General features: G+C 41.5%; 27 protein-coding genes. 19 read left to right on the top strand and 8 right to left on the bottom strand.

Annotated features, from left to right (window positions below; translation table 11 throughout):
- Positions 1–96 precede the first annotated feature (96 nt).
- A complete protein-coding gene (locus ACXADT_RS16100; protein ID WP_270181648.1) occupies positions 97–675 on the bottom strand; it encodes a CYTH domain-containing protein in 579 nt (192 codons plus the stop codon).
- Positions 676–821: 146 nt separating this feature from the next.
- On the opposite strand from ACXADT_RS16100, the gene ACXADT_RS16095 reads away from it, so the two are divergent.
- The 4 genes from ACXADT_RS16095 to ACXADT_RS16080 all read left to right on the top strand — a co-directional run bounded on the left by ACXADT_RS16095 (position 822) and on the right by ACXADT_RS16080 (position 3,653).
- Complete coding sequence (locus tag ACXADT_RS16095) at positions 822–1,205, top strand: UPF0738 family protein (RefSeq protein WP_474831892.1); 384 nt, start codon at positions 822–824, stop codon at positions 1,203–1,205.
- A gap of 23 nt (positions 1,206–1,228) precedes the next feature.
- Positions 1,229–1,861 carry a GTP diphosphokinase gene (gene yjbM / locus ACXADT_RS16090; protein WP_270181650.1) on the top strand — a complete coding sequence of 211 codons (633 nt, stop codon included), beginning with the start codon at positions 1,229–1,231 and terminating at the stop codon, positions 1,859–1,861.
- Between the two features lie 19 nt (positions 1,862–1,880).
- The gene (locus ACXADT_RS16085) at positions 1,881–2,678 is read left to right on the top strand and encodes an NAD kinase (protein ID WP_270181651.1); all 798 of its coding nucleotides are present in this window, start codon (positions 1,881–1,883) and stop codon (positions 2,676–2,678) included.
- 69 nt (positions 2,679–2,747) lie between these two features.
- A complete protein-coding gene (locus ACXADT_RS16080; protein WP_474831891.1) occupies positions 2,748–3,653 on the top strand; it encodes an RluA family pseudouridine synthase in 906 nt (301 codons plus the stop codon).
- Here ACXADT_RS16080 and prpE read toward each other — a convergent pair.
- Both prpE and ACXADT_RS16070 read right to left on the bottom strand, forming a co-directional pair.
- Entirely contained in the window at positions 3,625–4,359 is a 735-nt protein-coding gene (prpE, locus tag ACXADT_RS16075) for a bis(5'-nucleosyl)-tetraphosphatase PrpE (protein ID WP_474831889.1), read from the bottom strand. The genes ACXADT_RS16080 and prpE overlap by 29 nt on opposite strands.
- Positions 4,360–4,450: 91 nt before the next feature.
- Positions 4,451–5,635, bottom strand: a complete 1,185-nt coding sequence (locus ACXADT_RS16070) for an FtsW/RodA/SpoVE family cell cycle protein (RefSeq protein ID WP_270181654.1) — start codon at positions 5,633–5,635, stop codon at positions 4,451–4,453.
- Between the two features lie 297 nt (positions 5,636–5,932).
- Here ACXADT_RS16070 and mgtE point away from each other — a divergent pair, with 297 nt between their 5' ends.
- The 4 genes from mgtE to fabI all read left to right on the top strand — a co-directional run bounded on the left by mgtE (position 5,933) and on the right by fabI (position 10,263).
- Entirely contained in the window at positions 5,933–7,273 is a 1,341-nt protein-coding gene (gene mgtE / locus ACXADT_RS16065; protein WP_442865185.1) for a magnesium transporter, read from the top strand.
- Positions 7,274–7,306: 33 nt separating this feature from the next.
- A complete protein-coding gene (locus ACXADT_RS16060; protein ID WP_270181656.1) occupies positions 7,307–9,154 on the top strand; it encodes a monovalent cation:proton antiporter family protein in 1,848 nt (615 codons plus the stop codon).
- A gap of 90 nt (positions 9,155–9,244) precedes the next feature.
- Complete coding sequence (locus tag ACXADT_RS16055) at positions 9,245–9,394, top strand: hypothetical protein (protein WP_270182071.1); 150 nt, start codon at positions 9,245–9,247, stop codon at positions 9,392–9,394.
- A 92-nt stretch (positions 9,395–9,486) separates the two neighbouring features.
- Positions 9,487–10,263, top strand: coding sequence for an enoyl-ACP reductase FabI (gene fabI, locus ACXADT_RS16050; protein WP_474831888.1), 777 nt, complete (start codon positions 9,487–9,489; stop codon positions 10,261–10,263).
- Between the two features lie 34 nt (positions 10,264–10,297).
- On the opposite strand, the gene ACXADT_RS16045 is transcribed toward fabI, so the two are convergent.
- Complete coding sequence (locus ACXADT_RS16045) at positions 10,298–11,356, bottom strand: CotS family spore coat protein (protein WP_474834557.1); 1,059 nt, start codon at positions 11,354–11,356, stop codon at positions 10,298–10,300.
- A gap of 415 nt (positions 11,357–11,771) precedes the next feature.
- Here ACXADT_RS16045 and ACXADT_RS16040 point away from each other — a divergent pair, with 415 nt between their 5' ends.
- From ACXADT_RS16040 to ACXADT_RS16025, 4 genes are all read left to right on the top strand, one after another.
- A complete protein-coding gene (locus ACXADT_RS16040) occupies positions 11,772–12,911 on the top strand; it encodes a glycosyltransferase family 4 protein (protein ID WP_270181658.1) in 1,140 nt (379 codons plus the stop codon).
- 170 nt (positions 12,912–13,081) lie between these two features.
- Positions 13,082–14,164, top strand: coding sequence for a CotS family spore coat protein (locus tag ACXADT_RS16035; RefSeq protein WP_474814810.1), 1,083 nt, complete (start codon positions 13,082–13,084; stop codon positions 14,162–14,164).
- Positions 14,130–14,954 carry a hypothetical protein gene (locus ACXADT_RS16030; protein WP_474831886.1) on the top strand — a complete coding sequence of 275 codons (825 nt, stop codon included), beginning with the start codon at positions 14,130–14,132 and terminating at the stop codon, positions 14,952–14,954. Before ACXADT_RS16035 ends, ACXADT_RS16030 begins: the two co-directional genes overlap by 35 nt.
- Before the next feature lie 130 nt (positions 14,955–15,084).
- Positions 15,085–15,348, top strand: a complete 264-nt coding sequence (locus ACXADT_RS16025) for a hypothetical protein (RefSeq protein WP_474831884.1) — start codon at positions 15,085–15,087, stop codon at positions 15,346–15,348.
- Positions 15,349–15,376: 28 nt separating this feature from the next.
- Here the strand turns inward: ACXADT_RS16025 and ACXADT_RS16020 are convergent, their stop codons facing one another.
- From ACXADT_RS16020 to ACXADT_RS16010, 3 genes are read right to left on the bottom strand one after another with little or no spacing between them, the layout of a single operon-like run.
- Positions 15,377–16,711 carry a glycosyltransferase family 4 protein gene (locus ACXADT_RS16020; RefSeq protein ID WP_474831883.1) on the bottom strand — a complete coding sequence of 445 codons (1,335 nt, stop codon included), beginning with the start codon at positions 16,709–16,711 and terminating at the stop codon, positions 15,377–15,379.
- A gap of 5 nt (positions 16,712–16,716) precedes the next feature.
- Positions 16,717–17,664 (bottom strand): NAD-dependent epimerase/dehydratase family protein, encoded by a 948-nt coding sequence (locus ACXADT_RS16015; protein ID WP_474831882.1) that lies wholly within the window; start codon positions 17,662–17,664, stop codon positions 16,717–16,719.
- Positions 17,661–18,941: a UDP-glucose dehydrogenase family protein gene (locus ACXADT_RS16010; protein WP_474831881.1), complete on the bottom strand. Its 1,281-nt coding sequence runs from the start codon at positions 18,939–18,941 to the stop codon at positions 17,661–17,663. Before ACXADT_RS16010 ends, ACXADT_RS16015 begins: the two co-directional genes overlap by 4 nt.
- A 199-nt stretch (positions 18,942–19,140) precedes the next feature.
- On the opposite strand from ACXADT_RS16010, the gene ACXADT_RS16005 reads away from it, so the two are divergent.
- The gene (locus tag ACXADT_RS16005) at positions 19,141–19,938 is read left to right on the top strand and encodes a UTP--glucose-1-phosphate uridylyltransferase (protein ID WP_270181665.1); all 798 of its coding nucleotides are present in this window, start codon (positions 19,141–19,143) and stop codon (positions 19,936–19,938) included.
- Positions 19,939–20,036: 98 nt separating this feature from the next.
- Here the strand turns inward: ACXADT_RS16005 and ACXADT_RS16000 are convergent, their stop codons facing one another.
- Positions 20,037–20,375: a hypothetical protein gene (locus ACXADT_RS16000; protein ID WP_474831879.1), complete on the bottom strand. Its 339-nt coding sequence runs from the start codon at positions 20,373–20,375 to the stop codon at positions 20,037–20,039.
- Positions 20,376–20,626: 251 nt separating this feature from the next.
- Between ACXADT_RS16000 and ACXADT_RS15995 the strand changes: the two genes are divergently transcribed.
- The 6 genes from ACXADT_RS15995 (at position 20,627) to ACXADT_RS15970 (ending at position 25,896) form a co-directional block, all read left to right on the top strand.
- On the top strand, positions 20,627–20,857 hold the full coding sequence (locus tag ACXADT_RS15995) for a hypothetical protein (RefSeq protein ID WP_270181667.1): 231 nt from the start codon (positions 20,627–20,629) through the stop codon (positions 20,855–20,857).
- A 67-nt stretch (positions 20,858–20,924) separates the two neighbouring features.
- The gene (locus ACXADT_RS15990; RefSeq protein ID WP_474831878.1) at positions 20,925–21,863 is read left to right on the top strand and encodes a glycosyltransferase; all 939 of its coding nucleotides are present in this window, start codon (positions 20,925–20,927) and stop codon (positions 21,861–21,863) included.
- 252 nt (positions 21,864–22,115) lie between these two features.
- Positions 22,116–23,213: a non-hydrolyzing UDP-N-acetylglucosamine 2-epimerase gene (gene wecB / locus ACXADT_RS15985; RefSeq protein WP_270181669.1), complete on the top strand. Its 1,098-nt coding sequence runs from the start codon at positions 22,116–22,118 to the stop codon at positions 23,211–23,213.
- Positions 23,200–24,189: a polysaccharide biosynthesis protein gene (locus ACXADT_RS15980; RefSeq protein WP_270182050.1), complete on the top strand. Its 990-nt coding sequence runs from the start codon at positions 23,200–23,202 to the stop codon at positions 24,187–24,189. Before wecB ends, ACXADT_RS15980 begins: the two co-directional genes overlap by 14 nt.
- On the top strand, positions 24,186–25,010 hold the full coding sequence (locus ACXADT_RS15975; protein ID WP_270181670.1) for a dTDP-4-dehydrorhamnose reductase family protein: 825 nt from the start codon (positions 24,186–24,188) through the stop codon (positions 25,008–25,010). Before ACXADT_RS15980 ends, ACXADT_RS15975 begins: the two co-directional genes overlap by 4 nt.
- Positions 25,003–25,896, top strand: a complete 894-nt coding sequence (locus ACXADT_RS15970) for an NAD-dependent epimerase/dehydratase family protein (RefSeq protein WP_474831876.1) — start codon at positions 25,003–25,005, stop codon at positions 25,894–25,896. Before ACXADT_RS15975 ends, ACXADT_RS15970 begins: the two co-directional genes overlap by 8 nt.
- Positions 25,897–25,910 lie beyond the last annotated feature (14 nt).

The following is a 25,910-nucleotide window of genomic DNA, read 5'->3' as shown; positions in this document are numbered from 1 at the left end:
GGAAATTAGAACCTTATTACAGTTTTATTTTAGCAACCTCTATATGTAACAGCAAATAATCTGGTTTGCAATGATTCCCATAAAAAAACAGAAGCGCTACAGTTGCTTCTGTTTTTCAATGAAGAATCGCTGTATTTTGTTCTTAGCCTTTCTAATTTCGATTCCATGTTTTTCTAATAATTGGTAGAAAGCACGTTCTCCTTCTTCAAAATCGGTCACTTCAAATTCCAATTCGTAATCTTCACATCCAAGATATTCACTGTGATCTAGAACGAGGAGGCCAGTAGGAAGCTTCACTTCTGCACGATGAGTCGTTAATGACCCGAGATGGAAAAGGTTTTCAGCAAGACCGAGCTTCGCTACTTGTTGGTACACTTCTCCGTTTGGTAATTGTCCAGTTTCTTTGATCGATTGAAATGTTTCTTCAGTGATATTTTGATGCGTCTCTAATAATCCCTGTTGTGCTGGCTCTTTCAAGGTAAGTACAAGCCTATTTTTCTTTTTCCTTACACGTAGGGCTGCGCCTTTATCCCGAAGAATAAATTGATCAGAATCAAAGTAATCGTTTGTTTGTGTTTTTATATCGTCATGTGATAGCTCATAAGAAGCTAATAATGCGTCATATTCTTCTTCGGTTAGCATATTTTTAAATTCGATCTCGATTTCTTGAGCCATTTGTTGAGCCTCCATTAAGGAAATATCTTATCTATCGAAATTATGTCATAAGTAGGTGTTTAGGACAACACAACTGAAATCACCCCATTCGATATGATAAACTATATGGTGGTACATATAGCATTTGCAAGGAAGGAGAGGTATTTGTGGCATTACAATACCAGGTAACAAGAGGAGAAATGAACGAGGAGAATACAATCTTTTATATCGATGAGAAAGTGGATCTAACTAGTTATTCTGCAACTGGGAATATGCTTGTAGATTCAGACAACCTCTCATTTGTTTATCTACTTGATGGTGATGAAGGGTATACATATATTCGTTTTAACAAGAACGTGTGGTCTTCTTTAAAAGGCATTCTAGATAAAGATTTACCTGTTTTGCTAGTCGATGAGACAGGGGATAAGCTCGAGCTTGTCGAAATAAAAGAAGAGCTCGCTTATTTAGTTGAGAATATCAAAGGGAATTCTAACTATGGAAATGAAATGAATGAAGCTGTTGAGAGCGTATTTCTAACAGCTACTTCATAGATATTGTCGTTGGTGGTGGTAGGATGAATTGGGAAGAGTTTTTGGCGCCATATAAGCAGGCTGTAAACGAGCTGAAGGTGAAGCTTAAAGGCATCAGAGATCAGTTTGAAAAGGCGGATGATCATACGCCTGTAGAATTTGTTACAGGAAGAGTAAAGCCGATTCCAAGTATTATGGATAAAGCGAAAAGAAAAGATATTCCAACGAATAAGCTACAGGAAGAGATGCATGATATCGCTGGGTTACGCGTGATGTGTCAGTTCGTTGAAGATATTAACCGTGTGATTCAGCATTTACGCAACAGAAAAGATTTTGAAATCGTTGAAGAGCGTGATTATGTAACGAATCAAAAAGAGAGCGGGTACCGCTCTTATCATGTCGTTGTCCGTTACCCTGTTCAAACGATTCACGGTGAACAGATGCTTCTCGTTGAAATTCAGATCCGTACGCTCGCAATGAACTTTTGGGCAACGATCGAGCACTCCCTTAACTACAAATATAATAAGAAGATTCCGAGCAACATCCAAAGGCGACTTCAACGAGCAGCAGAAGCCGCCTCAAGGTTAGATGATGAAATGTCGGAGATTAGGGGAGAAATAAAAGAAGCCCAAAAAGTGTTTATGCAAAAGAAAGAAAAGGAAGAGAAAGAAAACTAAAGTAGATGAGGTGCCGAAAGTGAAATTTGCTATAAAGTCGAAAGGGGATCAAACGTCGAATCAGCTACAGCAGCGCATAAAGAACTATTTGCGTGATTTTGATCTAGAGTACGATGAAGCAGAACCAGATATCGTGATCTCTGTTGGTGGCGATGGCACGTTGCTGCATGCTTTTCATCATTATCAAGATCGATTGGACGATACCGCATTTGTCGGTGTACATACTGGACACCTTGGGTTTTATGCAGATTGGGTGCCTGAGGAAGTTGAGAAACTTGTGATTCATATTGCGAGGACGCCATTCCAAATCGTTGAATACCCTCTTCTTGAAGTAACGGTTCGTTACCTTGATAGCTCGAAAGAAAATAGGTATCTCGCTTTGAACGAATGTACGGTAAAAAGCGTCGAGGGCTCACTAGTAATGAATGTTGATATCAAAGGTGATCTTTTTGAAACATTTAGAGGAGACGGCCTTTGTATTTCTACTCCTTCAGGGAGCACAGCTTATAACAAAGCGCTTGGTGGAGCGATTATTCATCCAGCCCTGCCGTCGATTCAGCTCTCCGAGATGGCATCGATCAATAATCGGGTATTTCGAACGGTTGGCTCACCGCTCGTTTTGCCGCAGCATCACACTTGTTTATTAAGACCTGTTAATGACGTGGATTTTCAGATTACGGTCGACCACCTTTTCTTACTTCAAAAAGATGTCAAATCGATTCAATATCGTGTTGCAGAAGAAAAGATCCGGTTTGCTAGGTTTAGACCTTTCCCATTCTGGAAGCGCGTGAAGGAATCGTTCGTCGATGATGAATAAGTACAGAAGCAGTCCAGTTCATCTGAAGAGCTGGACTGCTTTTCTATCTAGTAAAGGAGGTGGTGCATCATGAGCGGCTTACAGTTTAACTGGAAGGTAGAAGAACGCAACGACGGAACTTTAGTGAGAGAATTTTTGTTAAGAGAGAAAAGCCTTTCAAGAAGTATGCTGACGGATATTAAGTTTAAAGGTGGCAGCATTCGGGTGAACGGAGAAATTAGGAATGTTCGGACGACTTTGCATACAGGAGATCTCGTTTCATTAACGTTTCCAGAAGAAAAGGTTAGTGAGACTATGATGCCTATCGAGATGAATTTAAGGATTACGTTTGAAGATGACCATTTCTTACTTATCAATAAGCCGTCAAACCTGCCTACGATTCCATCTAGGCATTCAGAAAGCTCCCTTGCTCAAGGTGTACTCGCTTACTATCAAAAGCATGATTTAAACAGAACCGTACACGCGGTCAATCGACTCGATCGTGACACATCCGGTCTCGTTCTCTTTGCAAAACATCGCTACGCGCACGACCTGCTTTCGCGACAACAAAAAAACAAAACGATGAAGCGAACGTATTATGCAATCATTCATGGGGTTATTGAACAAAAAGATGGTGTGATCGATCAACCGATTGGTCGAAAAGAAGGCAGCATCATCGAGAGGGCTGTAAGAGAGGATGGACAGAGAGCCGTTACTCACTATCGAACGATTCGAGCGAGTTCTACCAAAAGCCTCCTTGAAATCAAGTTATTAACCGGAAGGACACATCAAATCCGAGTCCACTTGTCTTCGATCGGTCATCCTTTATTAGGAGATGATCTTTACGGCGGAGAAAAAGGAGAGATAAACCGACAAGCTCTTCATAGTAAGAGCATTGCGTTCTATCACCCCTTTCTTGAAAAAACACTTACGTTTACTGCTGAATTGGAAGAAGATATGAGAAATGTTATGGAAATGCGCGGAACTTCTCTTTAACAAGTGGTAAGGAAGAAGGAACGGAAACGGTTGTGAGTTCAGGATATTGAAGTGCTGTTAACTTACCTCCAAACACGCAACCTGTATCGATATTGACGGTTCTGTTGATCCATCGTGGCTCCTCGACAGGCGTATGACCATACACGATGAGAGGGGAAGCCTTGTAAGTAGCTGCCCAATCTCTTCTTACAGGCATGCCGTTCGCGTGGGTTTCTCCCGTCACATCTCCATACAAAACAAAGGTTTTAACCTTTTTTCCAGATTGGCCGATATACTTTTCTGGCAGCCCTGCGTGCGCGACATTGAGACTTCCATTATCGAGTGTTAAATAGAGAGGAGACTCTTCATAGAGAGTAGTAAACTTGTCGATGATGTCTTCTCTCTTTGCACTTGATAGCTGTGAAAGTTCCTCTACGGTTGTTTCTAACCCATGCTTTTGCTGGACGTTTCTACCGATCATGTAGCGGTAGAGCTTATTACAATGATTGCCGGGGCAATAATAGGCTTCTCGTTTTTCAACGAGCTTTGCAACGACTTCAATAACGTTTAGGGATTGTGGACCTCTATCCGTAAGGTCTCCGAGGAAGACAAGCTTTCTGTTTTCAGGATGAATAGGGGTCTCGTTTTTCCATTCGTAGCCTAACTGATGAGTAAGGGATACGAATTCATCATAACAGCCGTGTATGTCACCAATAATATCGAACATTGTACTTCCTCCTTTATGCGATTATCCATTCCCTACTTTCATGGTTCACATTCTTGAAAGTGATGTAAAAATAACCTGCCGCTTGGGCAGGTTATTCAAACATGTATGTTTTTGTTCGTGATCTAACGTTCAATACAAGTCCAACTGCAATCATATATGTGAGCAAGGCACTTCCTCCGTAACTTACAAAAGGAAGAGGGATTCCAGTAATCGGTAATAATCGTACGGTCATACCGATGTTTTGAAATACTTGGAAAGTCAACATCCCGATTACACCGGCACATAAATAGCTACCGAACGATTCATTGCTTTCTAATGCAGTATGAATCATGCGGTAAATGAGAAGGAAGAAGATCGAGATGGTGATACTCGCTCCAATGAAACCAAACTCTTCACCGATCACTGCAAAAATGAAGTCGGTATGGGCTTCAGGGAAGTAGACGGTACCATCTGCATAGCCTTTTCCTTCAAGCTTTCCTGACCCGATGGCTAGGATTGCTTTCGTTGCTTGATAGCCTGCATCCGTATATTCTTCTGGTGCGAGCCAGCCATAAAAACGGGCAAGCTGGTATTCATCTAGAATGTAACTTTTGAAAAAGGTTGGGAATTTAAAGAATGTGAATACTACTGCAGCAATACCTGCAACTCCCGTTAGCGTGAGCAATGCGAGCAAACGCCATCGAACGCCTGATACGAGCGTAATACTTACGACGATCGCGGTAAAAACCATCGCGGTACCTAGATCGGGCTGTTTCATAACGATCGCAAGTGGAAGAGCAGCGATCGCAAAGATTTTACCTAGTAAGATCAAATCGGTTTGAATCGTTTTTTCTCCGTATTTTTCATGGTGCTTCACGACAGAAGAACTGATTGTGATGATCATAAAGATCTTCATAAACTCTGATGGCTGCACGCTTCCAAGCCCAGGTAATACGAACCAACTTTTTGCTCCGTTTCGAATTGGGGCAATCTGATAGCTCCCTATGTATTCTGGCATGATCATGAGCAGTAGTAAAAGGAAAATACCAAAACCGTAAAGGTACCACGAGAGCTGTTTGAAGCGATCAAAGTCGATGACCATCGTGAGTGATAATACAAACGCTCCAATGAAATACCAAGTTAGCTGTTTTCCAGCGAAGTTTACGTTTTTTAACTCTCCAGGAAGTGAAGCTTGTGCAGAATAAATGGCAACTGTACTGACACACATCAGTAAAAAGATAAAGAACAGAAGCGTATAATCGATCTGCTGCCAAGGTGTTTGATTGTCATTGTTCATGATATAATCCTTTCTAAAGAAAAGCGTTGGAGACGTGCTCAAAGCACATCACCTATCTTATCTGAAAAAACTCTTTTTGCAAATCTGAAAAAGGAATTTGTTTTGACAAAATTACTATGTTCCGACTAAGATAGGAAGGTAATTTTACTTATTATATTATAAATGAGATTGTACGCTACTTAAAGAAATAAACAAGACCTCACATGCAATTTATGTCTATTTTATTACGATAACGCATGACGCGCTTAGTAAAGAGTAGGAAGGAGGGAGTGCTTGGTGGCACATCCAGAACAAGAGATCCAACTTATTTACGATGCCCTTATCGAATCTTTATCTGAAGAAAAAATAGAGGCATTTCGTGACCTATTTCTCGATATACATCCTTATGACCAGGCAAAATTCTTCCTTACTGTTGAAGAAGACGTTCGACTATTGGTATATACGTATTTGTCTCCAAAAGAAATGGCAGAGATCTTTCAAAACTTTGAAATAGAAGAGCAGGAAGATTTTATTTCTGAAATGGAACCTCCATATGCTGCTGAAATGCTTGCTGAAATGTATGCCGATGATGCTGTTGACGTCTTGAACGAGCTTAATCCAGAACAGATTGCAAGTTATTTAACAATCATGGACGATGATGCAGCTGACGAGATCAAAGAACTGCTTCATTATGAAGAGAAGACTGCCGGAAGTATCATGACGACTGAATTTGTTTCGATACGAGCTCACCAAACGGTGAAACGTGCGATGCAAATTCTTAGACGTGAAGCCCCCGAGGCAGAAACCATCTACTATGTATTCGTAGTGGACCAGCAAAAAAGGCTGGTAGGCGTCATATCTTTAAGAGATTTGATCATAGCTGAAGAAGATGTCCTGATCGAAGACATCATGAATGAACGTGTTGTATCGATTTCAGTTGGAGAAGACCAGGAAGAAGCGGCTAGGTTGATGAGAGATTATGACTTCCTCGCGCTACCCGTACTGGATTTTCAACAGCACCTACTTGGAATCATCACGCACGATGATATCGTTGATGTTATTGAAGAAGAAGCTTCAGAAGACTACTCCAAGCTAGCCGCAATCTCAGACGATGGGACGCTTGATCGAAACCCATTTGCTTCAGCACGAAAACGATTGCCCTGGCTCGTTATCTTATTGTTTCTTGGTATGATGACCGCTAGTTTAATCGGACAATTCGAAGAAACCCTCGATAAAGTGGCTCTCCTTGCCGTATTTATCCCGTTGATCGCAGGGATGGCGGGAAATACAGGTACACAGGCTCTAGCAGTTGTCGTCCGAGGGATTGCAACAGGGGATTTTGAAGAACATAGTAAATGGAACTTAATTTTACGAGAAGCTGGTACAGGATTGATAACGGGAGCAACATGCGGGATCCTTGTGACAATTATTATTTTCTTATGGCAAGGAACCTTTTTTCTTGGAATTTTAGTTGGATTTTCGCTATTATGTACTCTGATAGTCGCAACGCTTGCAGGTGCGCTTGTACCACTACTTATGCATAAATTAAACATTGACCCTGCAGTGGCCTCAGGGCCGTTCATTACGACGATCAACGATATTATCAGTATTCTCATCTACTTTGGTATGGCTACTGCATTTATGAGCTATCTCATTTAGTAGGATATCGTTGGGGTTTGAAGGAGGAAAGACATGGAACACGGCGCATCAGTATCATCCTTAGTTATTGTAGTTGTTATTGCATTTTTAATTCCATTCATTCTACACAGATTTAAGTTGAACATTCTTCCTGTAGTAGTAGCTGAAATTATCGCTGGTATCATTATCGGGCAGAGTGGATTCAATTTGGTCGAAGCGGATACCTGGCTAGACACACTTTCAACGCTTGGGTTCATCTTTTTAATGTTCCTAAGTGGACTTGAGATCGATTTCTCTGTGTTTGCCAGTAAAAAGAAGAAAGTGAAACTGCCGACTGGAAAAATCGAACCGAACCGTGTTCTGGTTTCATTCATCGTCTTCGTCTTCGTATTTCTTGTGTCGTATGGATTATCCATATTATTCGTCGTTCTCGGCTATACAGACAATGCCTTTTTCATGACGTTAATCATCTCGACGATCTCGCTTGGCGTCGTTGTGCCAACTTTAAAAGATGCAAATGTGCTTAAAACGAGTATCGGACAAACGATTCTTTTGATAGCTGTTATCGCTGACCTTGCTACGATGATCTTGTTAGCGATCTTTGTTTCTCTTCATTCAGGTGGAGAAGGAAACATGTGGCTCTTGTTAGTTCTATTTGGAGCTGGTATCCTTCTGTATTTCATGGGTGCTTATTTCAGACATCTTTCCTTTATTGAAACGATGTCAAAAGGGACGATACAGATTGGAACGAGAGCAGTATTTACACTAATTATCGTACTTGTTGGTATTTCAGAAACGGTTGGAGCGGAAAATATCCTTGGTGCATTCTTGGCAGGAGCACTCGTATCGCTTCTATCACCAAATACAGAACTTGTACAGAAGCTCGACTCATTTGGTTATGGCTTTTTGATCCCAATCTTCTTTGTGATGGTAGGGGTCGAGCTAGATGTTTGGTCATTGTTCCAAGACCCTAGAGTACTTGTCTTGATTCCATTACTATTGCTTGCACTATTTATTTCAAAGCTAGTTCCAGTATTAGTGCTAAAAAGATGGTATGACATCAAAACGGTCCTCGGAAGTGGAATTCTATTAACGTCAACGCTTTCTCTCGTAATCGCAGCAGCAGAAATCGGGGAACGAATCGATATCATTGATGAACAATTGTCATCTGCTTTGATATTAGTAGCCGTCATCAGCTGTATCGTTGCACCGATCTTGTTTAGGAAAGTAATGCCGAAACCTGAAGAACGATCCAACGCTAAAAAGCTTGCGATTATTGGTGCAAACCAGATCACGCTACCGATTTCCTTAGAGCTGAATCCTGCGAATTATCAAACGTCGATTTATCATACGAAGCAAGAGAAGGTTGACTCAGATAAGCAAAGTAGTCACTTCAGCGTTACTGAACTTTCTGATTATCGAATCGATACGCTCCGAAACAGTGAAGTATTCGATGCAGATATCCTATTGATTTCAACAGGTGACGATGAAACGAACGCAGATATCGCTGTATTCGCTAGAGAGTATGGAACTGAACGTGTCATTGCGAGAATTGAATTAACTGAAGTCGCTGATCAATTACGTGATCTGAACATCGATGTGTTCTCAGTATTCTTCTCTACAAAAGCGTTACTCAAAGCTCTGATCGAATCACCTGGAGTCGTAAATATCTTCACTAAAGAAGAAAATGCGCTCTACCAGATCAATATGAACAATGTTGAATATAACGGCGTGCCACTCCGCAACTTCCCTTACTTAGGAGATACGATCATCGTTCGTATTTTCCGCGGTAAAGACTCGATCGTACCACACGGAGACACAGAGCTTCGTATTGGAGATCGTCTGATCGTAACAGGAAGCAGTGAGAGTGTAGAAGAAGTAAGAACATTGTTAAGTTACTAAAACAAGGCTCTCGGCATTATGCCGGGGCCTTTTTTCGTATAGAAAATTCCTTCGAGGTGATACTACTACCAGTTGAAGGAGGTCATGGATTTGAACCCTGAACTTGAGGTAGTGTGTCCAGCTTGTCATAAGAAGAGTGAATTAGAACATACCATTACCGCTCAATCGAATCAGAATATCATCTTTGTATGTCCTCATTGCGGTTATGAAAAAAGAAATATCGAAACGAGCAAAGGGTAATGAATTCAACATGGTACAGGTTCCATAAAGCATGTTATAATTAGCACGTGGTGCTAAGAACTAATAATAAAAAACCGAGGAGGAGCATGGATATGAACCTGTCTCTTGAAAATCGTACATACGTCGTAATGGGTGTTGCCAATAAACGCAGCATCGCTTGGGGAATCGCTCAAGCACTAAGTAACGCTGGTGCAAGACTTGTTTTTACATATGCTGGCGACCGTTTGGAGAAAAACGTACGTGATCTTGCAGCTACGCTTGAGCGTGATGATTCTGTTATTTTACCTTGTGACATAACTGACGATAATGAGATCGAGGCTACTTTTGCAAAGATTAAAGAAGAAGTTGGTGTGATTCACGGGCTTGCGCATTGTATTGCGTTTGCAAAAACAGAGGAGCTTAAAGGAGAGTATCTTGAAACAACGAGAGAAGGCTTCCTGTTGGCTCACAACATCAGCTCATACTCACTTACAGCGGTATCAAAAGCTGCTCGTCCATTAATGACAGAAGGTGGAAGCATCTTAACGATGACGTATCTTGGTGGAGAACGTGTCGTGAACAACTATAACGTGATGGGTGTTGCAAAAGCATCACTTGACGCGAGCATGAAGTACCTTGCGAACGACCTTGGAAAAGATGGGATTCGCGTTAATGCCATTTCTGCTGGACCAATACGTACCCTAGCTGCAAAAGGCATCGGAGACTTCAACTCAGTCTTAAAAGAAATTGAAGAGAAATCACCTCTTCGTCGAACAGTAACGAAAGAAGATGTAGGAAATACTGCACTCTTCTTGATGAGTGATCTTTCAGGTGGCATCACCGGAGAAATGATTCACGTCGATAGCGGCTACAACATTATCGCAACATAAGGGAAACGCCTCGGCACATGCCGGGGCGTTTTTCTTATAGCAGCTGAGAAAGCTGTTCTGTTTTCCGTTTTTCATATTCAAACGCTGCCATTAATTCTTCTGGCATGATGTCATTCTTTCTTCCGAAGCGCTCGCTGACCGTTTCGTACAGTTCATAAGGGAATAACATGTCGATATACATCACGTTCTTTTGTTCTGGTGTTAACGGGGCAACTTCTTCATAAGCGGATAACATCAGTTCAAACAGCTGATGATCCCATACACCCGTATCTCCCATCAGTGGAATGATGACTTTACGTAAATCTCGAATTGGCAAGTCGAAAGTAGTTGTATCAAGGTCAATGATCCAAATTTGTTCTTCTGAAAGCAGTGTGTTTCCAGTTCCGTAGTCCTGGTGACATAGACTTGGTTTCTTCTTACAAGCCGCTACCCATTCAGGATAATGAGAAGCACGGAGTTGGTCTAGGATTTCTCTTCCTTTCACGATGAATGGATCGATCTCTGCTAAATAAAGCTGGCAAAAAGGGTCTTCTGGAAAACGTTTTGCGATCAGTTTCCAAGTTTCCATCTGCTGGCATCTCTTAATGTAGTGCTTAGGCCATTTACCAAGTTTAGAGAAGATTGGTGTTGCAGGAGGGGGAACATAGCCAACTGACTGTGTATGATAGTCCCCAAGTCCTCTCATCATCCACTGCAAGTCTTCTGGAACGGTCAAGTTAAACGGTCTTCCTTCTATCCATTCATAGACAACAAACAGGAATGGACCATGTTTTGTATAAAGACTGCCATCTTTATTTGGAATGATTCCAGGTACGCGCATACCCTTCTTTGCTAAATAGTCCTGCGCATGAATGGAAAAGAGTGCTTTCTTTTCCGGACGATGTATCCTCTTTAAACACTTAGGTCCTTCGTCAGTCATAAACTTCCATACAAGAGCCATCTGTCCGCCTTGTATGACTTCGATACTCATTACGTTAAATTCCCAATTAGGGAGTAAAAGTTCCGCAAGCTTCGTTAGCTTTTCCTGCATTTCTGGTGTAAGTTCTGTACCGGCTTCTTCCTCTTCTGGATCAACAAGGTTGCTTAAATCCATGCTGTGAAACGAATCGCTTACGGGCGCGTCGATGGTTACCTCAACATCACTTTCATCGGCAATGTCTGAAGAACGAAACACTACCTGATTGGATCCTCTGAATTCTTCTGAGGCTCCATCTTTATTGTGCCAAGTTTCCATAAGTTCACCTACCTATCATATCTGTTCCTAATACGTTATGGAGAAGGAGATAGTCATGTCACCATTTTCGACCAATCTATTGAAAAATAGGTATATTTAACAGGTGGTAAAGCCCTTTTTATGTTTTAGGTATAGGATTTCGCACAACCTTCCTTTTCCTCCGTATCATGCTTATAAACAGAATTTTAAGTGGTGTTCTGCTTAACGTTCTAAAACTTATCAACGTCATCAGGCGTTCGCATACGGAGTCTTAAAGAATTAAAGGAGGGTGAACATGAAAATTGCCTTAGTCGCAACAGAGAAGTTGCCTGTTCCAGCAATACGGGGCGGTGCGATTCAAATTTATTTAGAAGCCGTTTCAAAACTTCTAGCAAATCATCATGATGTGACTGTCATATCGATCGATGATGTGAATTTGGAATCAAGAGAAAAAAGCAATGGAGTGCAGTACATTCGCATCAATCAGGAAGATTATTTAGAAGGGCTTATCCAAGAGATAAGTGATAACAGATTCGACGTTATCCATGTTTGTAATCGTCCAGCTTGGATCGAACAATTAAAGAAGGCGTCACCTACGAGTAAGTTTATCTTGAGCGTGCATAACGAAATGTTCGCACAAGGAAAGATGGAGGACGAAGAAGGAGAGACGTGTATCTCCCTCGTTTCGAAAATCGTTACGGTGAGTGATTATATCGGGCGAACGATCACAGATCGTTTTCCTTCAGCGCGAGGAAAAGTGCAAACGGTTTATTCTGGTGTGGACTTAAACACCTATCATCCGAGATGGACATCGAAAGGCAGAGAACTACGAAATTCGATCAAGTCTCAATTGAATATTGAAAATAAGAAGGTCATCTTGTTCGTTGGAAGACTGAGTAAAGTAAAAGGGCCTCATATTCTGCTTCATGCGCTGCCAAAAATTATCGAACAACATCCAGATGCACACATGGTTTTCATTGGATCTAAATGGTTTGGTGAGAACGATGTAAACAACTATGTAAAGCACCTTTATACACTAGGTGCCATGTATCCTGACAACATTACGTTCATTAAATTTGTTGAGCCGAAGGACATTCCAAAGCTCTACTCGATGGCGGATGTTTTCGTATGTTGTTCTCAGTGGCAAGAGCCGCTCGCACGCGTTCATTACGAAGCGATGGCTGCTGGATTACCTGTATTAACAAGTGACCGGGGAGGGAACCCCGAAGTGATTGTAGAGGGAAAGAACGGGAACGTGATCCATCAATTTGATGAGCCTACTGCCTATGCAGATATGATTGGCAAGTTTCTTTCAAGTGAAGGAACTCGAGATCGCTACGGTAAATTCGGCCGTGCGTATGTCGAGGAGAAGTTTGGCTGGAATCGAGTAGCGTCTAACTTAAAATCCGTTTATGAAGCTGCTTCTAGACGGTAGAGGAAGAGAGGGAAACGATCGTGGAAGAAGAAAGGAATCTTGAGCAGGAGTTAGAAGATTTGGAACATGCTGAAGAGGCTGAAGACGTAAGTGAAGACATAGACGGTGAAGAGATCGATGATTTGAATGAAGACATGGAAGATCTAGCTGACGACGGAGATTATTCTCTTGTGCATGAAACAGCCAATCTTGCTGAATTGAACCAGGTACTCCGTTATTATCCCGTTGAACCGACAGCGGTTCATTTGATCTTCAGTAGACAAGGACGAACAAAATGGCGTGTGCATACGAAGCAAGGAACGATGATGTTGAGGCAAGAGTTCATCAGACCCGATCGGATGCTTTACATTGCAGGTGCACATTGGCATCTCCAAGAAAAAGGCATGCCGATCGCAAAGTTGATTCGAACTCGAAACAATGGATTGATCCTTGCGGGTGAAGACCATGCTTATGTTCTGTATGAAGATGTAGAAGGCGAAACGATGCTGTATTACGATAAAGAACAGACGAAGAAAACGATGGCGTTTATCGGACAATTCCACAATGCCTCGAAAGGATACGTTCAACCTGAAGGAAGCAAGAAGCGAAGTCGAATAGACAAGTGGCATAAGCTATATCGCTGGAAGATTCAAGAGTTAGAAGGCTATAAAAAGCTTGCGAACGACTACACAACGGATCAATTCTCAATTCTGTTTTTACAACAGGTCGATTTGATGCTCGCCCGTGCAAAAGAAGCTTTAGCTGAACTAGACAATCCAAACTTTTCTTCATGGACGAATGAAGTTTTTGAGTCAAAAATGTTCTGTCAGCAAGATTTCACGATGGCTCGTTTGATCGAGAAAGATGGGGCTGCCTTCATGAGAGATCTTCATTCAGTGAATGCTGATTTACCATCTCGAGATATTCGTATTCTGATGAATAAAGTAATGAAGAAGCTTGCGGTTTGGGATCATGAGCTAGCAGAGGAGATGCTCATCCATTATGACCAGGTCCATCCCCTAACAGAAGGGCAATATCGGGTCCTATGGACAGATTTGAAATTTCCTCATTTATTCTGTGCCATCGCTCATAAATACTATCTCAGTCAGAAAAGATCCTGGTCAGATGAAAAATATTTGATGCACATTCGGAACATTATCGCTGTAGAAAATTCAAAGGAAGAGTTTCTATCGAATTTTGATGGAATTTTCAAAGGAATAAAAGGAGGTGTCATAAGCGATGGAACAAGTTTCACAGCAGAAAGCGATTCCTAAGTTAGAGCTTGAAGAGTTTCGATTCTCTCCTCCTGGTTCGATGGGGTGGAGTTATGCGGAATATGAAAAAATCCTTGATGGGCAAGCGGAGTTAGAAGTAGACACCACATCTTCACTTCATACACCTCCGATTCCAACGACAAACTTGAAAGAATTGCCTCCAGGCGATGGAACGGTCAACATACCCCTTGTCTCTTCAGAAGAGCTTAGCCCCCAAAGTGTTAGTGAGGAGCCTGAAACTAGTAGTGCTCCAATAGAAGAACCGACTATGGAATTAAGCGAGATAGAAGAAGTTGTACAGAACGTTGAAGAAGCCCCGGTAGCAGAAGAGACACATGGAGAAGTTGAAGAGAAGTATGCACTTACGGTGAGAACGATCGGTCGACCTCGTAATTTAGGTAAAAGCAGATATCGTTGCCCAGTTACGAATCAGCAATCATTCTTCCAAGAAGATTGTGGCTGTGAAGAACCTATTGTAGAAGATGAGGAGTTAGAAGTTGAAGACGTGCTGGAGGTTGAGGAAACGACTGAAGATGTAACCGATGAGCTAGAGGTTGAAGAAGTAGAGGATGAGTTACCGATTGAAGAAGAGGTCAAATTAGAAGGACACGTGATTAAAGAAGACGAAGACGAAGATGAAGATGAAGATGAAGATGAAGATGAAGATGATGAGGACGAAGATGAAGACGATGACGAAGATGAAGATGAAGATGAAGATGAAAAATGCGTAAAGAAAGTGAGAGTAATCGATAGCCCAATGAAGGCTTCTTCAATCTGGGTACCAGCTTGATCGAAAAATAGGTTCATCAGTGGAAGGTAAATCGCACCATTTGTCCTATACAAAAAATCAAAATGCTCATACCCTATAAAGAATTCTTTAACGAGAATACAATGCAAATTAACGAAAAAGGGGAATTATGATGGCGCATCACGATAAGCACGAAGAAGTATTGAAAAAGCTGCAAGAAATGCTTGCAGGAGGAGAAGTCGAAGAAGTGGAACTAGCGTTTGAAATGGTGAGTGGAGAAGAGCTCTCATTCGAGTTTGACTTAGACGAGGACGAGGAAGAGGAAGTAGCAGAGGAAGAAGAGGAAGAAGAGGAAGCAGCAGCTATTGAAGATACTCAAATCCTTGATGATGAAGAGGAAGAAGAGTTTGAAGAAGAGGACGAAGAAGACGAGTAAAAAGAAATAGAACCGGTCACGACCGGTTCTATTTCTTTTTTTGTCTGTAAGTTCTATCGAAGATCCAAGGTTCCTCTAATTTAGACTGCCTCGTTTCTTGTACCGGGGTAGGTGAACGTTCAGGAAATATAAACGTGTCATCGTCAAAATCTTCAACTTCCTCAACTACCTCATCTTCCTCAACTGGTTCAAGCGATTGTTCTATGGCGGGTAGAATGGTTTCTAAAGGACATGCCTTACGATATACGCGTTCTAAGCGGTTTGCGACGTGTTGAAACGTATGATTCGCTTCTACTACTTTACGTCCATTTAAGCTCAATTCTATCGCTTTCTCAGGGTGGTTTAACAAGTCACATACTGCCCTTGCGAAAGATGAGGGCTGCCGGTATGCTCCTACAACAAGACCATTGTGCATATGCGTTACAACCTCAGCATTTCCTCCTCGTTTCGTTGTGATGAGTGGAACACCAGCTGCCATCGCTTCATAATGGACACGAGCGAGGGGCTCCTGCCACTGTGAACTGCAGACAAAAACATCACCGAGTAAGAAGGTTCTTGGTATGTCCTCGTGAGGAATGTATTTTGTAAAGAGCACATGATCTCCTAACGGTTTAGCAAGTTTGTAGAGGTATGAGACGTATTCATTCAAACGGTTGTCGCTAAACCATTTTCCTCCACAAATAACGAGTACCGCGTCGGGGTGTTCTTTTAAAATGGCTGGCATCGCTTTGATCAACAGATGTGGTCCTTTTGTCTTACTGAGTCTTCCGATGAACAGGATCACTTTTCGGTTCGTTAGTTGGTACTTCTGTTTTAACTTTTGTTTGATCTTGTTTCCCTCTTCCGTCCACGAAGGTTGAAACTGGGTTAGATCGACACCAGAATAGACGACTTGAATCTTCTCATCGGCTTCTGGAAACCGATTTAATATCGTTCCTCTAATATAATTGCTGACTGTCATGATTTGGGATGCGCACTCGATCGCTTTCATGCCTTCTTCATCACTTAGTTTCCGCTCTTTAAACATATCGTTATGAAGACTCAGTACAATCTGGCTTTCTGGCATGACGCTCTTATACAGAATAACAGCTTTGGGTCTGTTAAAAACATGGATGAGGTCAAAAGGTGTCATCTCAGTAAGTACTTCTGCAACATTTTCGCTGTAATTTTCACGAGGGACTCGTATATACGTAACGGAATCTATCTCTTCATAATCAGGTAATTCTGGGTCTTGAACAGAGAAAACGGTCATGGAGTGGTGTTCTGCGAGATAAGGAAGCACCCCATCGATCATCATCTGAATCGCCCCACCTTTTACAGCGGGAGATGGAAGTTTCTCTGTGCAAACGTAGGCGATATTCACTATCCTCAATCCTTTCTACCGTATAACTTGGTTAAATCTATAATTTCATTCATTAACCCTTCCCTTAGCAACACGCTTGGTCGATAGTTTAACAGGTTTTCAGCTTTTGAAATATCAGCCCATGTGTGCATCGGCTCACCTGTTGCTTTCGATACGAAATTGATCTTGGCTTTCTTAGAGAGAAGTTCTTCTAGTATGGAAATCACATCTAGGACTGTAGCACGTTCTTTTCCACCTATGTTGATCGTTTCCCCAACGACGTTGTCTGCATCTTTTACAGCTGCCGTCGCCTGTACACAGTCGCTCACATAGGTGAAATCTCTTGATTGAAGCCCGTTTCCGTAAACTGTAATCGGCTTATTCTGCAGCATTTGCTTGATGAATCGATGGAATGCCATATCAGGGCGTTGTCTTGGGCCATACACTGTGAAGTAACGCAAAATGACGACAGGCACCCCGAAATAGAGATGATAAATATGACAAAGCTGTTCTCCTGTGAGCTTTGTTACTCCGTAGGGTGATAGGGGAACCGTTTTCATATCTTCTGAAACCTTTCCAACCTTCTCCCCATAGACTGAGGAGGTGGAGACATAGATGAATTTTGTGATTGAGTGATTTCTACTTGCTTCTAGTAGTTTTTGAGTGACCAGGCCATTGTTGAGGATGTAGCGTTCAAAGTCGCTGCCGAAACTTGATCTTACACCAGGTATCCCAGCAAGGTGGTAGATCACATCCACATTTTTTAACAACCCTGAGAGGTCTTGCTTTAAAAGGTCAATGTCGTAGAGCTTGAATTTTGGTCGTTTGAGCAGCTGCTTTATGTTTCTTATCTTGGTTTCATTTCCCTCGATGTCCAGGTCGATTCCAATCACGTCGGTTTCGGACGTATTAAGAAGCTGCTCACATAGGTGCGAGCCAACAAAGCCGGCAGCACCCGTTACGAGAATCGTCATGCTCGACCAACCCCAAGATAAGTTAAACCAGCATGTTTTACTTCTTCTGGATCAAGAAAGTTCCGACCATCCAATACAATCCTTCCTTTCAATTCGTTCCTCACTCGTTCCCAATCAGGTGATTTGAATAGTGCCCAGTCGGTTGCGACGATTAACACGTCTGAACCTGATAGCGCATCATACATATCGTTCGTTTGATGGATAAATAGGTTTCCAGCATGTGCTTCTGGATCGAATGCAAAGACTGAACACCCGCTTTTTATGAGTTTTTCGCAGAGTTTAATCGATTGCGAATCACGTATATCATCTGTGTTAGGTTTAAAAGAAAGCCCCCAAACTGAAATTCGCTTTCCTTCTAGTCCTCGTAATTTCTTTTCTAACTTCCTGATGTAGTAATCGACTTGTTCACTGTTAACTTGCTTTACAGCCTTTAATAGCTGAGTTGAAATCCGCTTCTTTCTTGCTGCATAACAAAGTGCATCGAGGTCTTTCGGAAAACACGAACCGCCATAACCAAGTCCGGACTGTAAAAAGTGCGGTCCGATTCTCGGATCGATTCCTAGTGACGAGGCTACATCAGTAACATCGACGTGATACTTGTCGCAAACTCTTGCGAATTCATTGATGAACGAAATTTTTGTAGCAAGAAATGCGTTCGATGCGTATTTCATCATCTCTGCCCCTGTTAAGGTCGTCTCTATAACGGGAGCTGATAACTGTGCGTATAGTTCTTTCACCCGTTTTCTTGCTTTTGTAGATCTTGAGCCAATCACAATTTTATCCGGATGAAACGAATCGTAAATGGCAGAGCCCTCTCTTAAAAATTCAGGGTTTGAGACGACATCGAACAGGTTTTGGTCGACTCCTTTCTCGATGAGGTAGTTGTGTGCCCACTCATTTGTACCAGGAGGGACGGTGCTTTTAATAATGATCGTTTTGTGTGTGGAGATTTTTTGCGAGATGTGTTGGAACACTTTCTTAAAAGCTGTTAAATCAGAATCGCCATTCGGTTTCGGCGGGGTACCGACAGCGATGAGTATGGTAGGAGAATGAAGCATACATGCTTCACGATCATCAGAGAAGATCAAACGTCCATTCTTGGTGTTCTTTTTTATTAAATCCTCGAGCTCCGGCTCGTGTATAGGGCAAATCCCTTGGTTTAATTTCTCGATCTTATCGATATCTTTATCGATGCAATGGACGTTGTGTCCAAGTTCAGCAAGCAAAACGGCTGTCGTTAGACCAACATAGCCTGCACCAACGATACATATATCCATCCGGTGTTCCCTCCAATAACAATCACATTACTTTATATCGTATTAGGCTTGAAGGCGTTGGTGTGATGAAATTGCATTAGTTGGTAATAAATAGGCATTCATCCGTAATGCTTATTCGCCTGTTTTTCAATAGACAAGTTACTGTGTTTTAACCCTTGAATAAAGTATTAAAATAGAGAACAGAGGAAGGGGAGCACGTATGATAAAGAAAGCAGTGATTCCTGCAGCCGGTTATGGTACAAGAAGCCTACCGATTACAAAAGTAATACCAAAAGAGATGTTCCCAATCTGTGGTAAACCGGCGATCCACTATGTAGTAGAAGAAGCAGTTGCTTCTGGTATAGAAGAAATATTGATCATCATCTCTCGAACAAAAAACCTTATCATGGATTACTTTGATCACTCCTTAGAACTTGAAGCGTTTCTAGAGCGTGTAAATAAAACACACTTATTAAAGAAAACGGAGGTCCCAAACGTCTCCATCCAATATGTAAGGCAGTCTCATGCAAAAGGATTGGGTGATGCGATCTCTCTCGCAAAGTCGTTTACTGGTGAAGACCCATTTGCTGTACTACTTCCAGATGACATCTTCCTTGGAACGCCAGCTCTATCTGAGTTGATCGAGGTATATAATAAGAGCCGAGCAAATGTGATCGCAGTGAAAGAGGTAGCAGAACAGCACCTTAAAGACTATGGAGTAATAAAAGGAAAGCAAACGTCTGAAGGAATTTACGAGATTTCAGATCTAGTAGAAAAACCTGCTTCCAATCCGCCTTCAAACCTCGCAGTAACAGGAAGATATATATTTACCAAGAACATCTATGAAAAGTTGAATAAGCTGAATCCTGGTAAAGGGGGCGAAATTCAACTGACAGATGCAATAAAGGATATTCTTACAGAAGAGCGATGCCTCGCCAGAATTTCTTCAGGTGAACGGTTTGATATTGGGAAAGAAGAGGAGTATATCAAGTTGATCCAGGCTATTTATCGAACATGAGTGAAAAGAATGAAAAGCTTCTATTGATTAGAGGCTTTTTTCAAATTAAAAAAGGCTGCTTTTCAGCAACCTTCATCGATGAAGAAAATCTATTATTCTCAGTTTGCAGCGCGAGAAATACCAGCAAGCGTGCTGCAGTCGATGATAACTGTTCTAGGTGTAGCTCCAGCTTCTAAAGGAGTGTAACGGAATCTTGCACAACAGCTGTGCGATTCAAACCCCATAAAAGTGAATGTTGTAGGATTTTCTGCACCACTCATATACATATATCCTGTTTGACCTTTAGGAAGTAAATACACTTCAGTCATTGTATCTTCCCAAATATCACAGTTGTTTCCGTTAGCCATGCGGCGCAACACATCACATACACAACCTTTGCAATGTGAAGTAGGTCTTACAGAACCACAACATGTATCGTCAAAAAGACTTCTTCTCATATCATTTCCTCCTTATCGAAAGATCAACCTGACAATTTTCAGGCTTACAATAATGTATTAGAAGTTGGTACAAAGTGTATGAGCAATACAACCATTTATTTACAAAATAGTTATCTAACACCTTGTTTTTACGTGTTAAATAAATTATTTTTTGAAAAAATGATATTTGTCCAAACAACCATTTTTTGGATACATATTTATATTAAAGTAGGTTGAATAAACCTAGAATTTATTTTGAGAGGAGATATCGTATGGGTTTGAGAGTATTGAATTCCAAATTGTATCAGTACAAAAACTCGAATACAGTCTTTACGATGGTGCATGTGACTGAAACGCAAAATAGTGATGGAACACCAGATCTTGCAGGTGTCATGATTAAGGAAATCGGTTTTGACTATGTCATCTTTACTCCTGTAGGGGCTTCCGGACAGGCTAATGAAATTCTGGTATGTACAGATCAGATCGTTTCACTAGAACTATAATTTTCTTGAAGGTTTCACAACTGTGAAACCTTTTTTATATTCTGCTAGAAAGAAAGGGTGTGAACGGATGGTCCGGAAACGAACGATCTTATTTATTACAAAAGATTTATCAAAGCATGTAGAGCGCAGCAGTTATTATTTGGTGAGAGAATTACAAAAACGCGCAAACGTCATCTTTTGGCATGATCATGGATTGTTACCTGACATTCTAGCTAAGGTTCAAGTACGTCCAGATTTCATTCTGATGAACGATCTACATCCTACTTATTGCCCTTTTATAAGAAGAATAAATGAAACAGACATACCGGTCGGAATCTTTATGCATGACCTTCATTATAAAAAGCAGCACCGTAAACGGTTTATCGAGAAAGGGAACGTGTCTGTAATCTTTGCTCACTATCGAGATGCGTTTTTAAAATGGTATCCGGAATTTCAGGATCGCTTCATTTGGTTTCCTCATCATGTCGACACATCGATCTTCAAAGATTATAAGCTAGGTAAAAGTACTGATTATTTAATGCTTGGTGCATTATTTCCAAGCTTTTATCCACTGCGAGCGAGTATGTACAACCAATTGAAGGCTACGACGAATTTTAAATACTATGAACACCCTGGATATAAACGAATTGGAAAAGGTCATTTAGCAGGGGAATCTTACGCAATGGAATTAAATCGTGCGAAGATGTTTTTTACATGTGACTCGATTTACCATTATCCAGTACTAAAATATTTTGAAGTGCCAGCATGCAATAGTCTCCTTTTAGCTTCATCATCGAAAGAATTAACAGATCTCGGATTCGTTGATGGGAAAACCTTTGTGGCTGTTAATGAACATAATGTGCTTCAAAAAGCTGCGTATTACTTGAAACATGAAAAAGAACGTCTTCAAATAGCAAGAGCAGGTCATCTGATGGTGATTGCGAAGCATTCCACATCGAAACGAGCAGATGAGCTAATCGAACACATCGAAAAAGTGATCATAGATAAAGAAAAGACGCGAAGGTAAGGACACACTTCAGCGTCTTTTTGTTGTGTTAAGATTTGCCGATTTTCCGATTCAAAAGCCTGTGAACATAACTGAACTACAGAATTACTTCCTTGAATCATAGATTTCCATTTGTTTCAATTTATCAATTTATCGTGTTAAACGGAATGCCGTTTTTTTACAAATATAGTGTGCTAACCATATCAAACTGTTAATAACTTACATAACCTATCAGTAAGCTGTCCTAGAAATCTAGCAGGAGGGGAAGGAACCATGAAAATCATTACCGTTTTAGGTACTAGACCTGAAATCATACGGTTGAGCTTGATCATCGATAAGCTCGATCATCTAGCAGATAAGCATGTACTTATCCATACAGGGCAAAACTTCACGAAAACCCTCAGCAGCATCTTTTTTAAGGAGCTCGGTATAAGAGAGCCTGATTATATGTTATTTAATCAGCAACAATCGCTAGGAGAACAGCTCGCGACCATGTATCGAGAGCTTGAAATCATATTTAAAAAAGAAATGCCTGATAAGGTTCTTGTGTTAGGAGATACAAACAGTGCGTTAAGTGCCATTTTAGCAGAGCGGATGGGAATTCCTGTCGTGCACATGGAAGCTGGAAACCGATGCTTTGATTGGTCTGTACCTGAAGAGAAAAACCGACGTGTCATCGATGCGATCTCAACATTCAATCTTCCGTATACGCCTCAAAGTAAAGAAAACCTCTTACGGGAAGGCATTGCGACCAATCGGGTTTATGTTTCTGGAAATCCGATCAATGAAGTGTTGAAACATAATCAAGCTAAAATCAATGAAAGCTCGATTCTTGAGGATCTTAACCTGACAAAAAAGGATTATTTCCTAGTTACGGCTCATCGGGCTGAAAACGTTGATTATGATGAGAACCTCAAAGAAATCCTTCAAGGAATGAATCATGTTGTTAAAACACATGGTAAACGGATGATCTGTAGTGTTCACCCGCGTACAAGATCACGTTTGTCACAGTTGAATGGCATCGAATTAGATCCCCTCATCGAATTTCATGAACCGTTCGGATTTTTTGACTTCGTGAAGCTTGAACAGAATGCAAAGTGTGTTCTAACAGATAGCGGTACTGTCCAGGAAGAATGTTGTTTGTTCTATATTCCTACAGTAACGATACGAAAAACAACGGAACGTCCAGAAACCGTTGCATGTGGAAGCAACATTGTTTCAGGTTTAAATGCGATGAATATTTTGCGAGCAGTGAACGTGATGGTGAATCAACCTTCGGAATGGGATCTTCCAGAAGGCTATGCAGATGATGCAGTTTCAGATAAAGTGGTGAAATTTTTAATGGGAGGGCTACATGTTGTTCCACAATAAAACGATACTGGTAACTGGGGGAACTGGATCATGGGGAAATGAACTTGTAAAGCAATTGCTTGAAAAACAGCCGAGCGAAATAAGAGTTTTCTCGAGAAATGAGTCCAGTCAAGTCGCGATGAAACGAGCTTTTCATCAAGAGAAAAAGCTTAAATTTATTATAGGAGATATTAAGGAAAAGGACGGTCTAATCGAGGCAACGAAAGGGGTAGACTTTGTTTTTCATCTTGCAGCTCTTAAGCATGTTCCGGTATGTGAGGATCAACCTTTAGAAGCGATGAAGACAAATGTCATCGGGACCCAAAACGTAATCGATGCGGCTATTCTTAATAACGTTGAAAAAGTAATCTATATTTCGACGGATAAAGCAGCGAATCCATCGAACTTTTACGGATTCACAAAAGCGATGGGTGAGCGTTTGATCATTCATGCGAATGTTCTCAAATCGAATACAACGTTCGTATGCGTGCGTGGCGGTAACGTGTTAGGCACGAACGGGAGCGTTATCCATGTATTTAAGAACCAGATAGAAGAACACGGTAAAATCGGTATAACAGATATGAGGATGACACGATTTTTCTTAACGCTTGAAGATGCGATCAAGCTTCTTTTCAAAGCAACGTACGAAAGCAAGGGTGGCGAGATTTTCGTTATGAAGATGCCTACATGTAAGATTGTAGACCTTGCAGATGTGCTGATCGAAGCGTCTGGTAAGGAAAATGTAGACATCGAAGTACTTGGCATTCGACCAGGCGAAAAGTTGCACGAGTTACTATTTTCAGAGTATGAAAGTCAGAGCACGGTGTATTACGACAAAGAATACTTCGTGATCTTACCATCAATTACGGTAGACGGGCTTCAGGAATATTACGCTGACTTTAAGCAAGTAGAACTAGAAAACTATAATTCTAGTGAGAATTTGATGTCGAGAGATGAGCTGAAGAATCTCCTTCAAAAAGGTGGATTCATCTCATGAAGCTACTTGTCTTAGGTGGAAAAGGAATGGCCGGGCATATGATCGTGGATTATTTCCAGCGAAAAGACGGCTGGGATGTCTCCTATACTTGCCGGGACAGCAATAGTGGTGGAATCTATTTAGACGTTCTCATACCGAGCCAGGTAGAAGAGTTGATCGATCAGATGAAACCGGACATCGTGATCAACGCGATTGGAATCTTGAATCAGCACGCCGAGCGAAATAAAACAGAAGCCTTTCAAGTCAACAGCTTACTCCCTCATCAGCTTGCAAAGTTAACGAAGCGGTATGGCGGGAAGCTTGTTCATATCAGCACAGACTGTGTATTTTCAGGTGAGAAGGGTGATTATACAGAGTTTGATTCCAAGGATGGAACGTCTGTTTACGCAAAAACAAAAGCAATGGGCGAGGTGAACGATGACAGTGCGTTAACGATCCGAACTTCAATCGTGGGTCCAGAACTGAAGAAGGACGGCATCGGATTGCTACTGTGGTTTATGCAGCAAAAAGGAGAAATAAAAGGGTATAAGAACATGATGTGGAATGGCGTAACAACGCTTGAGCTAGCGAAGGCGATCGACTGTTTGCTTTTGAACAACGTAACAGGACTCTATCATCTATGCGTTGGTGAGAAGGTATCGAAATACGAGCTCCTACACTTGTTTAAAAATGCATTTAATAAAGATGACGTACGCATCACACCTGATGAAGAAGTCGTGCTAGATCGTACGATCGTGAATACGCGGAAAGACTTTATTTATACACCTCCTAATTATGAATCAATGCTAAAGGAACTTAAGGATTGGATGGAAGATGAGTGATGACTCCATTCTAATCACGGGCGCATCTGGTTTTACGGGCCAGCATGCGTGCAGACACTTCCTTAAGACTGATCTGAAGGTTACTGCGGTCGTTCGAAAAACTTGCTTAGAAGGTTTGCGATCGGTCCGGTGTGATTTAACAGACAAGGATGCTATCAATCGTTTGATAAAAGAAGAACAGCCAACATATGTGCTCCACCTCGCAGGGGTAAACGCAGTTCAGACGTCATGGGAAAATCCTGTGCGTACGTTGGAAGCAAATGTGTTATCGACGGTTTATTTGCTCGATGCGATACGAACTACGACACCTTCGACAAAAGTCGTGATGGTTGGCTCTGCACTTCAATATGATCCTGCTAAAGGAAAACCCAGCCACCCTTATGCGCTGAGTAAAACGATGCAGTCGCAGGTCGCTCTTCACTTGGCAGAATTGTATAACCTTCACGTTGTATTAGCTAAGCCAACAAACCTAATAGGTCCAGGAAATTCTTCTGGTATATGTGCACTGCTTACGAAACACATCATAGATATGGAACGAAGCCGTACGTCCGAGGCATTTTCTGTTTCGAATCTACAGGTGAAAAGGGATTTCCTTGACGTCCGTGATGCAGTACTTGCTTATGAGAAGTTATTTGTTACAGGAGAAAGAACACGGACATATGATCTTGCTACTGGAAGGCTTGTCGCACTGCAAGAGGTAGTGAGAGAACTTGAGACGTTGACAGAGGTGTCTCATTTCGTAGTCGACAAGAAACTTGGTGAGAATGGAACTGTTATTCCGATGGATGTGTCGAACATTAAAAACCTTGGTTGGAATCCGACATACTCCCTTCGCCAGAGTCTAGAAGATTCTCTAGAGTACTATAGAAACCTTGAGCAGACGTGAGCCATAGTATTTTA

The organism is Anaerobacillus sp. ABR4_321 (assembly GCF_056158505.1).
Note: the sequence above shows the minus strand (reverse complement) of the source record. Positions and strands in the feature narration are given on the sequence as shown.

What these genes read in the sequence shown, in the direction of transcription:
- ACXADT_RS16040 (WP_270181658.1), top strand. Translation starts at nt 11,772, where the DNA reads ATGAAAATTGCCTTAGTCGCAACAGAGAAGTTGCCTGTTCCAGCAATA.
- ACXADT_RS16025 (WP_474831884.1), top strand. Translation starts at nt 15,085, where the DNA reads ATGGCGCATCACGATAAGCACGAAGAAGTATTGAAAAAGCTGCAAGAA.
- ACXADT_RS15990 (WP_474831878.1), top strand. Translation starts at nt 20,925, where the DNA reads ATGGTCCGGAAACGAACGATCTTATTTATTACAAAAGATTTATCAAAG.
- wecB (WP_270181669.1), top strand. Translation starts at nt 22,116, where the DNA reads ATGAAAATCATTACCGTTTTAGGTACTAGACCTGAAATCATACGGTTG.
- ACXADT_RS16005 (WP_270181665.1), top strand. Translation starts at nt 19,141, where the DNA reads ATGATAAAGAAAGCAGTGATTCCTGCAGCCGGTTATGGTACAAGAAGC.
- ACXADT_RS16070 (WP_270181654.1), bottom strand. Translation starts at nt 5,635, where the DNA reads ATGAACAATGACAATCAAACACCTTGGCAGCAGATCGATTATACGCTT.
- ACXADT_RS16045 (WP_474834557.1), bottom strand. Translation starts at nt 11,356, where the DNA reads ATGGATTTAAGCAACCTTGTTGATCCAGAAGAGGAAGAAGCCGGTACA.
- ACXADT_RS15975 (WP_270181670.1), top strand. Translation starts at nt 24,186, where the DNA reads ATGAAGCTACTTGTCTTAGGTGGAAAAGGAATGGCCGGGCATATGATC.
- ACXADT_RS16015 (WP_474831882.1), bottom strand. Translation starts at nt 17,664, where the DNA reads ATGACGATTCTCGTAACGGGTGCTGCCGGCTTTGTTGGCTCGCACCTA.
- ACXADT_RS16080 (WP_474831891.1), top strand. Translation starts at nt 2,748, where the DNA reads ATGAGCGGCTTACAGTTTAACTGGAAGGTAGAAGAACGCAACGACGGA.
- ACXADT_RS16060 (WP_270181656.1), top strand. Translation starts at nt 7,307, where the DNA reads ATGGAACACGGCGCATCAGTATCATCCTTAGTTATTGTAGTTGTTATT.
- yjbM (WP_270181650.1), top strand. Translation starts at nt 1,229, where the DNA reads ATGAATTGGGAAGAGTTTTTGGCGCCATATAAGCAGGCTGTAAACGAG.
- fabI (WP_474831888.1), top strand. Translation starts at nt 9,487, where the DNA reads ATGAACCTGTCTCTTGAAAATCGTACATACGTCGTAATGGGTGTTGCC.
- ACXADT_RS15970 (WP_474831876.1), top strand. Translation starts at nt 25,003, where the DNA reads ATGAGTGATGACTCCATTCTAATCACGGGCGCATCTGGTTTTACGGGC.
- prpE (WP_474831889.1), bottom strand. Translation starts at nt 4,359, where the DNA reads ATGTTCGATATTATTGGTGACATACACGGCTGTTATGATGAATTCGTA.
- ACXADT_RS16010 (WP_474831881.1), bottom strand. Translation starts at nt 18,941, where the DNA reads ATGGATATATGTATCGTTGGTGCAGGCTATGTTGGTCTAACGACAGCC.
- ACXADT_RS15995 (WP_270181667.1), top strand. Translation starts at nt 20,627, where the DNA reads ATGGGTTTGAGAGTATTGAATTCCAAATTGTATCAGTACAAAAACTCG.
- ACXADT_RS16000 (WP_474831879.1), bottom strand. Translation starts at nt 20,375, where the DNA reads ATGAGAAGAAGTCTTTTTGACGATACATGTTGTGGTTCTGTAAGACCT.
- ACXADT_RS16100 (WP_270181648.1), bottom strand. Translation starts at nt 675, where the DNA reads ATGGCTCAAGAAATCGAGATCGAATTTAAAAATATGCTAACCGAAGAA.
- ACXADT_RS16030 (WP_474831886.1), top strand. Translation starts at nt 14,130, where the DNA reads ATGGAACAAGTTTCACAGCAGAAAGCGATTCCTAAGTTAGAGCTTGAA.